The organism is Trichocoleus sp. AS-A1, from assembly GCF_039962015.1.
Classification (GTDB): Bacteria; Cyanobacteriota; Cyanobacteriia; order Cyanobacteriales; family FACHB-T130; genus FACHB-T130.
Window position 1 is genome coordinate 50,613 of record NZ_JAMPKG010000012.1, and the last position, 13,236, is coordinate 63,848.

Consider the following 13,236-nt stretch of genomic DNA (forward strand, 5'->3'; position numbering starts at 1 on the left):
CAAAAATCTGGTAGAGACGGTTTCAAATCCACACCCACTTTTTGCCCTTTGTCTTAAGTCATCCTATTTTCAAGGGTTGTCTTTCAAGGGGTGTCTGCCAACCGATTTTTCTAATAATTCCCTTCCGAGAAAGGTTAATAGATACTACTTAAGGCTGTTGCGCTTTTGCTTCTAATCGTGAACAACTAAAGAGTATACCTATCATAGAATTCGTGTGGTTTCACCTTGGCGAAATCCACTCCTGCTGGAAGAGTACACAATGAGCCGCGTCGTTGTCTGTTTTTACAGTGGCAGATGGATTCCAATTATGTTTTGTCCCTTGGTAGAAGCGATCGCGTTTCACCAGAATGCACTAAAAGAGGGAAAGGAAATTTTTATTTTTCCTCCTAATTGCGATCCAAACGATTTCTTGAGTGACCTAACTTATATTCAACCCCCCGTCCTTGGGGAAGCGGGGGGGTTGACAAACTTAGCAATTTTGAAACCCTACGATCGATCGCAGTCAATCGCTGATTAATAGCGGAAAATTGCTGCTACCGGAGCCTCATCCGGTACTTTTTCCGGCTCCACTGCATAGACTTTACCACCGTTCAAAATTGTATGAGTAGCGGCAAAATCCAACATATCTTCGTCGTCCGCCTGTGGTTCAGGGTGTAAATCTACGGTCATGGTTTCAGGGTCAAAGTGACCCCAGCGCTGCTCGCCGACCGCGACAAACAAAGAATCAACCCGGTGATAATAAGCAGATTGGATGATTTCTTTGATATCGTGGGATACTTTACTCGTATCGTTTCCAGCCAGTTCTTTGTATACCTCTACAACCCCCTCAATATTCTCTTGTAACAGAGGCTCCACAATCGGTAAAGCGAGTTCGTGCAATTCTTCTGGCTTGAATATTTCAGGATTTCCAGTAATTCCTTCCTCCACCAAATGTTGATAAGTATTTGCCTCTTTGTAAATCGGGAAAAGATACTCAACTCCCGCTAACACCAAAGGGCCTTTCTTATTCCGGAAGAAGTCGTGCAATGCACCATCAATCTGATGGAAAAATTGCAGGAGATCCTTCTTGATATCATCCTGATCCGGGCTTCCCTGCCCGTGGAAACTACCGGGTTGCTGAAAAGTATTGTTGGTTCCCCCCTTTGATGTGGCAATCCGAATCTGACCGTCCTTGGAAGTCGCGTCATATTGGAGAGCTTCATCCTTGCTTTTCGGCAAGTTTTCAATATGCACCTCTTTGACAGTAGTGCGGGTTGCCTGAAGCAGGCGGACATCCTTTTGGCTAAGCGCTAGGATGTAGAACCGTCCATCGTTGTTGACGATAGGCAACAGCGGCTTAATGTGGAAGCGATCGCTAACCACTACCAATTCTTCAACATCAACCGGAAGCTGGTAGTAACGAAAGACTTCGGGAGAGATAAAAATTGCTACCCCCTCGCCTTGGTTTTCTTCCCAAAACTCAGGGCTATCAATCGCATTCGCTTGCTCAAGCCATGTCATCGCCTGATTGTGGTCAATCCCCATTTCCTCCAAGCGTTGCTCAGCCTCACGCATGAGATTCTTGAAGCGAATCGGGTTTTGTCGAATCTCTGGCCCTGCCTTTTCCATCGGCATATAAATCGAGATACAGGGACTAGCGGAATTTTCTATCAAACTTTTTAATTCATCAGTAGACAATAGCGGCATCTGATTGGACTCCTTTCAAAAATATTCAGAAAGGACGACAAAAATTGGCAATCTCTAAAGAAAGATATGGCGGAAAAGGCCATACAGGAAATCCGCCCTTCTAGGGAAATAATTATGGTTGCGGCTGCGGGAAATTCTTAAATGCAAAACCCAACCTAAATTCATTTCAGACTAAGACAGGTGCGATGCCATCTTTCTTTTGATAGGAACTTTGGCTCACACCTGATCAAAATCCCAGCAAAAATCCCAGCAAGTCTTTATCTGTCAAAAAGATTCAGGGAGAATAATAAGATTGAGGGTTTCCCTGTTCCATTCCACCGCAATCGGCATTTTTATGATTGATAGCGATCGCATTCACCAGCGGGAAGTCATTGGACTGCTACCAGCAGGAGGGCAAGCAACGCGCATCAGCCCCTTACCGATGAGCAAAGAGTTGTACCCGATTGGATTTCGCCCGGTGGATAGCGGCAGCGGCACCTTACGCCCCAAAGTCGTGAGCCATTACTTACTAGAGAAAATGCGGTTGGCAGGGATTAAGAAGGCATACACCGTACTGCGTCCGGGAAAATGGGATATTCCGGCTTATTTTGGGGACGGCACCCTGCTAGACATGAACCTCGGCTATCTGATGCTGGGGTTGCCTTATGGCGTTCCTTATACCTTGGATCAAGCCTATCCCTTCGTGCAAGACGCAGTGGTAGCACTGGGCTTTCCCGACATCCTTTTTCAGCCTGAAGACGCCTTTGTGCGGTTGCTGGCACGGCTTGCGGCTGGTAATGCCGATGCGGTTTTGGGATTATTTCCGAACGATCAACCTCATAAAGCCGGGATGGTTGATTTTGATGCCCAAGGACGAGTCCACTTCGTGGTCGAAAAACCGCCGATTAGCGATTTAAAGTATATGTGGGCGATCGCGGTTTGGACGCCAGTATTTACCCAATTTATGCACGAGTATCTCGCTGCAATCCAAGCTGGGCAACTGCCACAGGCGAAAGAGTTACCGATTAGCGATGTGGTTCAGGCAGCGATTGACAGCGGCTTGCGGGTGGAAGCCGAAACATTTGCGGATGGAACCTACCTGGATATCGGCACCCCTGCGGATCTGGTGAAAGCAGTTCGTCAATTTGCGGCTGATGAGATTGATATCTAAATTAATTGATTCTCGGCTCAGCTTGAAAGAAACAAACGCTTAAGCTGTCGGGGAGTCCGTATGATTGTGATTGGATGGCGACTGGATAGCTTTTAACCGCCTTCGCAAAATTATCCCCAAAGTCACCTGCTTCATCAGCCAGTACAAGCCAGAAATTATGACAAAGGTGACAACCATGACCACCACAGGCCATTTGCCGACCAAGTCATCCAGCACGCTAGTAAATACGGCATCCGGTTGAGTAACAAAATCCCAACTGTTGAAGCGTAGGAATCGCCCTAAATAAATGCCAACAGCGCTAAGACCGTGCAAAGTTAGCTCCATCCAAAGAATGTATTTACTACGTTCGTGGCGATGTAAATAGTAACCTAGATTAATTAAAGATATAACGTAAGCTTCAAAGCCAGCCAGGATAACTAGCAAATACTGGGGGATGAGAACTAGCGTAATCATCCACACCGAGTAGTTAGCGCGAATATCATGAATCAAGTGAATGATATCTGTCAACAAATAGGGCGCATTCGGCAAAAACGCGATAAAAACTAAGACTCCCGCCCACCAGATGAGCGATCGCTTTTGCCTGCTGCGAAATAGCCAAATACTCAACAGCAGAGGGATAAACGCCAGAAACAGATTCCACGTCATCCAGTCCAGATTGCGGGACAAAACCCGCAATATATGTGAAGTCCAGCGAATCAGCTCAAATTTCATACGCGCTGTCTCATTGTTGAATCAGCAGTTTGAGTTCACATTGAAGCTACCAGTATAACTACTGATTCCGGGATGACCACTCTGCCGCAGGGGGATGACGATCTGGAATGTTGCCCCTAATCCTGGCTGCGATAGACAGATGAGTTGTCCTTGATGATTTTCTACCACAATTTGATAGCAAGTCGATAAACCTAAGCCGGTGCCTTTGCCGACTTGTTTGGTGGTAAAAAATGGTTCAAAAATATGGTTTTTGACTTCCGGAGTCATGCCGATGCCATTGTCGGAAATTTCAATCTGCACCTGAGTAGGTGACAAAATTTGGGTGGTGAGGGCGATCGCAAACGGCTGAGATGAAAATCCTGAAAGGGTAATTTCATCCTTGACCTTTTCTTCCTCTTTCATTCTTTCTTCTAAGGCATCAATGGCATTACTAAGCAGGTTGAGAAACACCTGATTGAGTTGTTTCGGATAGCACTCCACGAGGGGTAAGTCACCGTAATTTTTAACCACTTCGATGCCTGGATGTCCCGGACGCGCTTTCAGGCGACGCTGTAAAATTAGCAACGTACTATCGATGCCTTCATGAATATCCACCGGCTTCATATCGGCTTCATCCAGACGGGAGAAGCTGCGTAAGGATATCACAATCTGACGGATACGTTCTGCACCCGTTTTCATGGACTCTAGAAGATTCGGTAAATCCTCAATCACAAAGTCCAGTTCAACCGTTTCGCTATACGCTTGAATCGCCGGGGGTGGGGTGGGATAATTTTGCTGGTAAAGGTTCAGGATGTCGAGGAGGTCTTGAATATAAGCAGTAATATGGCTAATATTGCCAGTGATAAAGTTAATGGGGTTATTAATTTCATGAGCAATTCCTGCTACTAATTGCCCCAAACTTGACATTTTTTCAGCTTGAATTAATTGCTGTTGGGCTTGTTTGAGCGAGGTGAGCGATCGCGCGAGTTCATTATTCTTTTCTTCTAACTCCAGAGTTCTTTCGGTTACTTTCCGATCGAGATTGTGGGCAAGTTCGAGTAATTGAGCTTCCGATTGCAGCAGTGCTTGCTCGATTCTTTTTTGTTCTGTAACGTCTTGAATCGTGCCGATGAGTCGAGCGGCTTTCCCTCCTTGCTCCTGAATAATTTTGCCAGTGCCGTGGACAATGCGCTCAGAACGATCGGATAAAACAACTCTAAAGTCAGTGCTGAAGGCTTGCTTGAAATACGATGCGGCGTCTATCAATTCTCTGACCCGTTCTCGGTCATCTGGGTGAACGGATGTCAGCAATCGTTCCATACTTGGCTCAAATTCTGCTGGGGAAAAACCCAAGATGCGATAAAGTTCATCCGACCATCGCAGTTGTTGTTTAACCAAGTCTAAATCCCAGTTACCGAGATGGGCGATCCGTTGGGCGTTGGCGAGACTGGCTTCGCTAGAGCGCAGTGACGCTTCAGCTGAGGCGCGTTCCGCAACCGCCGCCCCCAAAACCAAAGCAGTGACTGCGATAACGCCCATGAAGGCTTGTAAAAATTGCAAAGCTTGGTCGGTATTAATGGCAACTGCCGCAAACGGCCCATCCCCCAAGGCGGTGCCCCAGATAGCAATGCAGGAGACAAGTAGAGTTGCCAATACAGCGCCTTGCTGATTAAATCGGAGGGCTGCCCAAGCGACCAAAGGGAAGGGCATGTAGGCAAGGGGATAGTGAGCGATCGCTGTAGCAGTTTTGGCGAAGAAAACTGACTGGGTGACGGTTGCAAGCAAAGTCAGCAAAAGCATCGCCTCGATGATTCGCTCTCGTCTTGTGTCTAAGCGAGGAAGGACACTCCAAGTCAAGATCGCCGGGACTAACACTAAAACTGCCATGCCATCCCCTAACCACCACGTCCACCACGTCGTCGCATAGTCGCTCCAAGGGATAAGATTTGCCCAGCAAAGAGTCGTCAAACCCAGAGTGGAAGCGACTAGAGTAGACAGCATCACAGACAAGCCGAGAAAACCGAAAACATCTCGCAGGCGATCCAGAGAGGGGCGCAAACGAATCGAAAGAAGCAACGTGACCCCGACTAGAGCCTGCAAGGTGGTAGCCAAGCTGCCAGCAATGGCAACAGATAGGGGTACGTGCAGAACTACTTTGGCAAATAAAAATTCACCTAGCACGACTCCAGGCCAAAGCTTTCGCCCCCCGATAAACAGCACGCCTTGGGTAATCCCCGCCGGAGGCCAAACCGGCGTTACGTACTTATTCAACACCGGAAGCGCCAGTGATAGTTTTGCTGCACCAATGTAGATGGCAGTCAGTATGGCGACGCTGGCTAAGTATCGCCAAAGCCGAGTTTGGGACATAATACGGCGGTTTAGGGGTTCAAAATGCGAGATGTTTTCTCCTTGCAACCATAATCCGCTGAGCTAGATGTTGCAAAGGTAAATATAGACAAATTTTTAACTGAAGGGAGAAATCCGATAATTAATCTGATTTCACCTTCGGTTTAGTACAAATTAAGCAATAATCCAGTGCCAATCGATTTAAGCAGCCTGCCCTAACAATCGCCTAGAATCCCTATCAGGGGCTAAATAAAAGGATTAAAAAGTGGAAACTTCTATGCAAGATCGGTTGCAGGCAGCGATCGCTCCTTATCGCACAGCGGTAGATTATCTAGAAATTCGCTTAGAACAAAGTGAGTCTACCTCTATCTCCTTTCGCGGTCATCAGCTGGATGCCGTAGATCGTAACTTTACCCTGGCTGGGGGCATTCGCGCTTGCCACATGGGCGGCTGGAGTTTTGTCACTTTCAATGGTTTAGCTGAGTTGAAAGACCGGATTGAAGAAGCGATTTCTCAAGCGCATCTGGTCGGAAAAGAAACGACGATGCTAGCGCCAGTGGAACCCATTCAAGATTATGTGGCGGTGGAAATCGGGCGCGATCCACGTGGGGTTTCTCTGGCAGAAAAGCGGCGGTTATTGGAGGGATATAACCAACTGCTGCTAGATTTTGACCCCCGAATTCAAACGACAATGGTGAATTTGCGCGATCGCTTCGGCATCACCTATTTTGCCAATTCTCTCGGCACCTGTATTGCCCAAGAACGCTTGGATGTGTCGGGTCGATTTGGGGCGATCGCTAGGGAAGAAGGTTCTGCCCCCCGCCAAGGCTTTGAATCTGTCCATTCCCGCACAGACTATAACATTCTCGAAGGAATTGAAGACCAGGTACTGGGAGCCGCCAAACGCGCTGTCGGTCAATTGGAAGCCAAATCAGTCAAAGGCGGACAATATACCGTCGTTCTCGACCCATATCTCGCGGGTGTCTTCATTCACGAAGCTTTTGGACATCTTTCGGAAGCTGATTTTGTCTACGAAAACCCCCGGATGCAGGAATTGCTTACTCTAGGCAAACCCTTAGCCATCAAACAACTGAATGTGGTTGATGATGCCACGATGCCCGATTTACCTGGTTCTCTCAAGTATGACGATGAAGGCGTCCCCGCTCAACGCAAATATTTAATTAAAGACGGCATCCTCACCCAGCGCTTGCATAACCGCGAAACTGCTGGCAAGCTGCACGAAGCTCCGACTGGCAACGCTAGGGCACTTAACGCGACTTATCCTCCGTTGGTGCGGATGACCAATACCGGCATTGAACCGGGGGAACACTCCTTCGATGACATGATTGGGGATATCGAGGAAGGCGTCTATGCGGTGCGGATGCTTGGCGGACAAACCAACGGCGAGATGTTTACCTTTGCCGCTGCTGAAGGCTATATGATTCGCAATGGCAAGATAGCTGAAAGAGTGACTGATGTCAGTCTGACTGGCAATGTCTTCCAAACGCTTAAAGATATTGAGGCGATTGGGAACGACTCCATCTATATTAATGGTGGGTGCGGGAAAGGCGGACAAATGCCTCTACCCGTGAGTGTGGGGGGTCCCCATCTGCGAATTAAAAATGTCGTGGTGGGCGGTCGCTAGGAGGAACCGGGAAGCTATGAAGAATTCTCTCCCTTTCTCCAATGACCCATTACCGTATAGCAATTCTAAATGATTCGTGAACGCGAGATCCCCGACTTCTTAGGGAAGTCGGGGATCTGAATCGATAGACGCTCTAATCAAAAAGGGGATGCCGCTAGTAAACGGCATCCCCTTTTGTTTTATTTAATTAACGTGCATAGCATGGCATTTGTGGCGGTTTTGCCCCAGTACACTTGCACGGAAACAGCAGACTCCGAAGGCTCGGTATTTGAGACTGAGAGTATCACTTAATTCAGGTTTAGTGGAAGTAGTTGGCTTCCGCTTCCAACTGGCGAATCAAAGCTTCGTCACCTTTGGCTCTGGCAATTTCTAGACGATGCTGCAAGCTTTTTTGAATGTTTTCGCGGTGAGCCGCAGCCGCATTTTTCTGGTTATCTTGGCGTCTTCCGTTCATAATGGACATTATTTTTAACCGACTTGAGGTATCTGCTACTTTCCTAATATAGCCTAAATCCCCAAAAAATGGTAGTTTTTGTTACAGAATATTCATAGTTTGTTAGCTAGCGTTAAGGGTTAAAGCTTTGCAACGAATACGGGTTTGAGAGCGATTGCCCTTGCTGAAGGTAAGCTAGACTCTGAAAACGTTCAAAAAAGACGTTCAAACCACCGCGCGTTCTGGTTGCATCAACAGCATCGCACCCGCGCTTGGCACAAAGAATCCTTCTTAACAAAGATGTATCAAAACCGGATCGTTACTCTGACGAGCGATTTTGGCTTAAGCGATGTATATGTAGGGGTGATGAAAGGCGCGATTGCTCAAATCAACCCGACGCTGACGGTGGTGGATCTCACCCATGAGATTCCCCCTCAGAATATTACAGCCGCAAGGTTTTGTTTGATGAATGCCTACCCTTATTTCCCGAAAGGGACAGTGCATATTGCTGTTGTCGATCCAGGAGTGGGAAGTAGCCGCAGAGCGATCGCAGTTAAACTTGCAGATGGTTTCCTGGTGGGACCCGATAATGGGCTATTTAGTGGCATTCTGAGTAATAGTGGGGTTTCTCCGTCCTTACTAGAAATTGCCGCTGTCGAACTCACGAACCCCGACTATTGGCGCACAAACGAAGCCAGTTCAACGTTTCACGGTCGAGATATCTTTGCCCCCGTAGGTGCCCATCTTGCCAGCGGCGTTCCACTAGAACAACTGGGAGACGCTATCGATCCAGCCAGCGTAGTTCAACTGCCCATCCCTGAATGCAGCCAGACAGAGGCGGGTATCACGGGTTGCATTCAGTATATCGATCGCTTTGGCAACTTAATTACAAATATTCCAGGTACCTTCGTCCAAGGAAAAATCTGGTCTGTGGTTGTGGGATTTAGGCTACCCAGTTGCCAGACTTACAGCGACAGTCCAACCGGAGAAGCGATCGCTTTAATTGGCAGTCACGGTTGGGTCGAAATTGCTGTCAACGGAGGCAATGCTCAGTCGCAACTGCAACTAGACTGGGGAGATGAGGTGCTTCTTCATCTGGATTAATTCAATTCCTAATCGGGATTTATACATCCGCATCGCTGATATTGTATAGCAATTTTCGGATAGGTTTTATGACTCAGTTAAATGTGTCTGACTCGACAGTTTACCAAGGTCAGTTTGGCGAATTTACGATAACCGAGAGCGATCGCACTGGCGTGATCGTTTACCGTAGCGGCTTAATGGTAGCGGCTTTAAGCTTTGCTTTAGGTAGCTTTCTGGTGCTAAAGACAAACATGGGATTGTCACTCCTCACCCCGCTGTACGGCTGTTTTTGTTTGGCATTGGGCGTCAGTTTATTTACCATCCATATTTACCTAGAACCGCTACACCGACTCCTTCAAGCTTTTTGGGCAATTGGTGTTTTATCAGCCACAGTCCTGGCGCTGCAAAGTAGCGAACCTCTCGCCCTATTTGTCTACAATCACCCAATAACCCTTTTTGGAGTCGGCTTCACCTTTGCGGCATTAACGGGAATTTATTTCAAAGAAGCCTTTTGCTTCAACCGTCTAGAAACTAAAGTTCTCACGCCTTTGCTGCCAATGTTGCTTTTGGGACACCTGACGGGTGTATTGCCAGTGTCAGTAGAACGGGGATTATTGGCAGTTTGGGCAATTCTATTTGTCATATTTGCCTTGCGTAAGGTTGTGCAAGAAATTCCACCGGATATTGGTGATAAGTCGGTGTTTGTCTATCTCAAACAACAGCATTCGGCGAAGGCTTGAGGAAAGCGATTCAACCCAATAAAATGACTTCTCCCCAACTCCTCCCCTGCTAGGAAGCTGTTGGCGAATTAAAACCTAACCCCCTAACCCCCTTCCCTGCGAGGGAAGGGGAAATCATTAGCCTCTCCCCTCGCAGGGAAACGTTAAAGCGAAAATTCGCCAACAAAATCTACTAAAGGAGGGGAGTTAGGTTTCCTGTATTGCCAATCATTTAACTGTCATGGAAGAACGTGCCTTCTGGCTAGCATGGTCGCAAATCCCTGGAATTGGCCCAATTTTGCTCAGGCGCTTGCACCAGCATTTTGGCACGCTCAGTGAAGCCTGGAAAGCCAATCCAGCCGCTTTGAGGGAGGTGGAGGGTTTTGGGCGTCAAACAATTGAAGGGGTGGTAGAGAAGCGATCGCGCCTGCATCCCCAACAATTTTTAGAAGAACACTTGGTAAAAAATCCCTGTTTCTGGACGCCTGCGGATGCTGACTATCCGCGTTTACTCCTAGAGACGCCTACCCCGCCGCCAGTGCTGTATTATCGCGGCAAAGTGCAACTCCAGGAGAATCATGGCATTACGCCAACGATTGGCATTGTCGGTACTCGTCAACCCTCTGAGTATGGCAGACGCTGGACTGGCAAAATTACCGCTGCTTTGACGAAAAGCGGCTTCACGATTGTTTCGGGAATGGCAGATGGCATTGATACGGAAGCGCATCGCGTCTGTATAGAAGCTGGGGGAAGGACGCTGGCAGTTTTTGGTACTGGCGTGGATGTCGTCTATCCTTGGCGCAACAAGTCCCTATACGAACAGATATGCGATCGCGGGTTAGCGCTGAGTGAGTATCCTGCTGGCACCCAACCGAAGCGCGAACACTTTCCCCCTCGCAATCGGATTATCGCCGGGTTGAGTCGTGCGGTGCTGGTAATGGAAGCGCCTACGCGATCCGGTTCATTAATTACTGCTGATTATGCCAATGAATTCTGTCGAGATGTCTATGCTTTGCCTGCAAGGTTGGACGATCGGCAGTCCCTTGGTTGTTTAAAATTAATCAGTAAGGGAGCGACGCCTTTTCTAGATGAAAATCATTTATTAGAGATGCTGGGAGCGATTCCAAAACTCGATCCAGTGCAACAGCTAGACTTATTTAATCAGCCTCCTGTACCTGATTTGGAACCAGAACTCAAACAGATTTGGCAAGCAATTTCCTCAGAACCTACAGCTTTTGATTTAATTGTGCAGCAAACGGGTAAGCCAGCTAACTCAGTCTCCAGTGCGCTGTTGCAGTTAGAACTCATGGGGTTAGTGTCGCAATTGCCGGGGATGAGGTATCAGAAATCTTAAGCGCGATCGCTACCCTTACCAATCCCAAATCGAATATCTTAAATTGCTACTGCACCCGCCAAATTTTGATACTAAAGTCCTGACTTCCACTCGCCAGCGTCCGTCCATCGCCGCTGAAAGCCAGGGAAACAACGTTGTTAAAATGTCCTTTAAGGGTGTAGAGTTCCCTGCCAGTGTTTGGATTCCACAATTTAATCGTATCGTCCATACCACCACTGGCAAGGGTTTGCATATCTGGGCTGAATCTGACAGCATAAACCGCTTTTAAATGTCCATGCAACGTGCGAATTTCCTGCCCATTATTCAAATTCCATAATTTAACCGTATTATCCCAACTGCCACTCGCTAGCATCTGTCCATCCGGGCTAAAGGCAACCGAATTAACATAGTTTGAATGCCCATGCAACGTGCGAATTTCCTGCCCATTATTCAAATTCCACAATTTAACCGTATTATCCCAACTGCCACTCGCTAGCATCTGTCCATCTGGGCTAAAAGCAATAGAAACAACCCAGTTAGAATGCCCACTTAAATTGTGAATTTCCTGACCTGTTTTTAAATCCCATAATTTAATCGTATTATCTAAACTGCTACTCGCTAAAATCTCTCCATTGGGACTGAATACGACAGAAACAACCTGGCTCGAATGCCCGATTAACGTGCGAACTTTATCTGCTTTTTTAAGGTTCCACAATCTAATCGTGTTGTCCCAACTGCCACTAGCCAGAATTTGTCCATCTGGACTGATGGCAACAGCACCCACTGACTTTGAATGCCCCTTCAAAGTGTAAATTTCCTGCCCCGTGTTCAGATTCCACAATTTAATCGTATTGTCTAAACTCCCACTAGCTAGCATCTCTCCATTTGGACTGATGGTGACAGAAGCAACCGACTTTGAATGTCCCTTTAAAGTGTTCGCTAAAGCAAATTTTTTTCTAAAAATTGGTTGATTCGGACTTAACGTTAGATTACTAATTGAAAAATTATTTAGATTGGCGTGTTTAAAATAACTATATCCAAATAACAATAATATTAACGTGGTACTACCTGCTAAAACTTGATTTAAAAAGTTGTTTCTAACCAGTGTAACCGCTGAAGACGTAATTTTAAAAGGGTTATTACTTCTAGGCGGCGCTACAGATATTTTAGGCGTTAAATTTTGCGGACTCCGCATCAAATCATGAATAACCTCGTCTACCGAATGGTAGCGGCAATCAACATTTTTTTGCAATAGCTTATCTAATATATTAACCAAATTACTACTAATTGAAGATTTTATGTATTTCCGCCATTGACAAACCCAATCGTAGCCATAATCAAGAAATAATAAGTGGGGATTGACATTACTTAGCAAATGAAAACAAGTTACACCTAAACTAAATAAATCGCTAGCTGGATAAACTTCACCCCCTTGCATTTGTTCGTAGGAAGTATATCCGAAAGAACCAATTTTTGTACCTCGTTGAGTTGCCTTTATTGCTGTTATCTGCTTAGCTGCACCAAAATCAATCAGTACTAACTCCCGCTTTCCTCCCCTTGTTAAGCGGCAACGCATAATATTTTCGGGTTTGATATCTCTGTGGATTACATTTTTATCATGAACGAATTTGAGAACAGGTAAAATATCCAGCAACATCTCTCGAATCTGTTTTTCACTGGAAGCACCTTGTTGTTGCAACTCCTGCAATAAATCCTGCCCATCGATAAACTCCTGCACTAAATATAAATAATTTCCTTCTTCAAAATAGCCATAGAGCGTGGGAATCTGCGGATGATGTCCCATCTCTTGCAAACGCTTTGCCTCTTGTTTAAACAGTTGAATAGACTTGTTGAGTGCCGCAGTTCCTTGGACTTGGGGTCTAAATTGCTTGACAACGCAGGGTTCATTCATCCTATCTATGTCTTCTGCCAGATAAGTTCTACCAAATCCTCCCTCATTGGAAATAAGCTGGATAATGCGATAGTGTCCTCTCAGCAACGGCATGAGTTTTGCCCCGCAACTTCGGCAAAACTTTGTCGTATCAGGATTTAGAGGATTCTGACAATCAGGGTTGAGGCAACAGCTCATAGGTAGAAGATGCAACATCTGGTTGAGTCTATGATAAATGTGCCCCTCAATTTTCTCTGTAG

11 protein-coding genes are annotated in these 13,236 nt (G+C 46.6%); 6 read left to right on the forward strand and 5 right to left on the reverse strand.

The genetic code is table 11. The features are described from left to right. Nucleotides 1-259 precede the first annotated feature (259 nt). Nucleotides 260-517 (forward strand): hypothetical protein, encoded by a 258-nt coding sequence (locus NC994_RS11345; protein ID WP_190414119.1) that lies wholly within the window; start codon nt 260-262, stop codon nt 515-517. On the opposite strand, the gene NC994_RS11350 is transcribed toward NC994_RS11345, so the two are convergent. Beyond that, complete coding sequence (locus tag NC994_RS11350; RefSeq protein ID WP_190437930.1) at nt 514-1,686, reverse strand: hypothetical protein; 1,173 nt, start codon at nt 1,684-1,686, stop codon at nt 514-516. The genes NC994_RS11345 and NC994_RS11350 overlap by 4 nt on opposite strands. 352 nt (nt 1,687-2,038) lie before the next feature. Between NC994_RS11350 and NC994_RS11355 the strand changes: the two genes are divergently transcribed. Continuing rightward, nucleotides 2,039-2,836: a sugar phosphate nucleotidyltransferase gene (locus NC994_RS11355; RefSeq protein ID WP_190438139.1), complete on the forward strand. Its 798-nt coding sequence runs from the start codon at nt 2,039-2,041 to the stop codon at nt 2,834-2,836. 39 nt (nt 2,837-2,875) lie between these two features. On the opposite strand, the gene NC994_RS11360 is transcribed toward NC994_RS11355, so the two are convergent. Then, nucleotides 2,876-3,547 (reverse strand): DUF1361 domain-containing protein, encoded by a 672-nt coding sequence (locus NC994_RS11360; protein WP_190437933.1) that lies wholly within the window; start codon nt 3,545-3,547, stop codon nt 2,876-2,878. A 21-nt stretch (nt 3,548-3,568) separates the two neighbouring features. Next, the gene (locus NC994_RS11365) at nt 3,569-5,893 is read right to left on the reverse strand and encodes an MASE1 domain-containing protein (protein ID WP_190437936.1); all 2,325 of its coding nucleotides are present in this window, start codon (nt 5,891-5,893) and stop codon (nt 3,569-3,571) included. A gap of 256 nt (nt 5,894-6,149) precedes the next feature. On the opposite strand from NC994_RS11365, the gene NC994_RS11370 reads away from it, so the two are divergent. After that, nucleotides 6,150-7,517, forward strand: coding sequence for a TldD/PmbA family protein (locus NC994_RS11370; protein ID WP_190438142.1), 1,368 nt, complete (start codon nt 6,150-6,152; stop codon nt 7,515-7,517). A 298-nt stretch (nt 7,518-7,815) separates the two neighbouring features. On the opposite strand, the gene NC994_RS11375 is transcribed toward NC994_RS11370, so the two are convergent. After that, complete coding sequence (locus NC994_RS11375) at nt 7,816-7,980, reverse strand: hypothetical protein (protein ID WP_190427042.1); 165 nt, start codon at nt 7,978-7,980, stop codon at nt 7,816-7,818. Between the two features lie 270 nt (nt 7,981-8,250). Here NC994_RS11375 and NC994_RS11380 point away from each other — a divergent pair, with 270 nt between their 5' ends. From NC994_RS11380 to dprA, 3 genes are all read left to right on the forward strand, one after another. Continuing rightward, nucleotides 8,251-9,054, forward strand: coding sequence for an SAM-dependent chlorinase/fluorinase (locus tag NC994_RS11380; protein WP_190437939.1), 804 nt, complete (start codon nt 8,251-8,253; stop codon nt 9,052-9,054). A gap of 68 nt (nt 9,055-9,122) precedes the next feature. Next, nucleotides 9,123-9,773, forward strand: coding sequence for a DUF2301 domain-containing membrane protein (locus NC994_RS11385; RefSeq protein WP_190437941.1), 651 nt, complete (start codon nt 9,123-9,125; stop codon nt 9,771-9,773). Between the two features lie 220 nt (nt 9,774-9,993). Then, nucleotides 9,994-11,106: a DNA-processing protein DprA gene (gene dprA / locus NC994_RS11390; RefSeq protein WP_190437955.1), complete on the forward strand. Its 1,113-nt coding sequence runs from the start codon at nt 9,994-9,996 to the stop codon at nt 11,104-11,106. 46 nt (nt 11,107-11,152) lie between these two features. On the opposite strand, the gene NC994_RS11395 is transcribed toward dprA, so the two are convergent. Then, nucleotides 11,153-13,192 carry a serine/threonine-protein kinase gene (locus tag NC994_RS11395; RefSeq protein ID WP_347276949.1) on the reverse strand — a complete coding sequence of 680 codons (2,040 nt, stop codon included), beginning with the start codon at nt 13,190-13,192 and terminating at the stop codon, nt 11,153-11,155. Between the last annotated feature and the right edge of the window lie 44 nt (nt 13,193-13,236).

What these genes read in the sequence shown, in the direction of transcription:
- NC994_RS11365 (WP_190437936.1), bottom strand. Translation starts at nt 5,893, where the DNA reads ATGTCCCAAACTCGGCTTTGGCGATACTTAGCCAGCGTCGCCATACTG.
- NC994_RS11350 (WP_190437930.1), bottom strand. Translation starts at nt 1,686, where the DNA reads ATGCCGCTATTGTCTACTGATGAATTAAAAAGTTTGATAGAAAATTCC.
- NC994_RS11380 (WP_190437939.1), top strand. Translation starts at nt 8,251, where the DNA reads ATGTATCAAAACCGGATCGTTACTCTGACGAGCGATTTTGGCTTAAGC.
- NC994_RS11395 (WP_347276949.1), bottom strand. Translation starts at nt 13,192, where the DNA reads ATGTTGCATCTTCTACCTATGAGCTGTTGCCTCAACCCTGATTGTCAG.
- NC994_RS11345 (WP_190414119.1), top strand. Translation starts at nt 260, where the DNA reads ATGAGCCGCGTCGTTGTCTGTTTTTACAGTGGCAGATGGATTCCAATT.
- NC994_RS11360 (WP_190437933.1), bottom strand. Translation starts at nt 3,547, where the DNA reads ATGAAATTTGAGCTGATTCGCTGGACTTCACATATATTGCGGGTTTTG.
- NC994_RS11370 (WP_190438142.1), top strand. Translation starts at nt 6,150, where the DNA reads ATGCAAGATCGGTTGCAGGCAGCGATCGCTCCTTATCGCACAGCGGTA.
- dprA (WP_190437955.1), top strand. Translation starts at nt 9,994, where the DNA reads ATGGAAGAACGTGCCTTCTGGCTAGCATGGTCGCAAATCCCTGGAATT.
- NC994_RS11375 (WP_190427042.1), bottom strand. Translation starts at nt 7,980, where the DNA reads ATGTCCATTATGAACGGAAGACGCCAAGATAACCAGAAAAATGCGGCT.
- NC994_RS11385 (WP_190437941.1), top strand. Translation starts at nt 9,123, where the DNA reads ATGACTCAGTTAAATGTGTCTGACTCGACAGTTTACCAAGGTCAGTTT.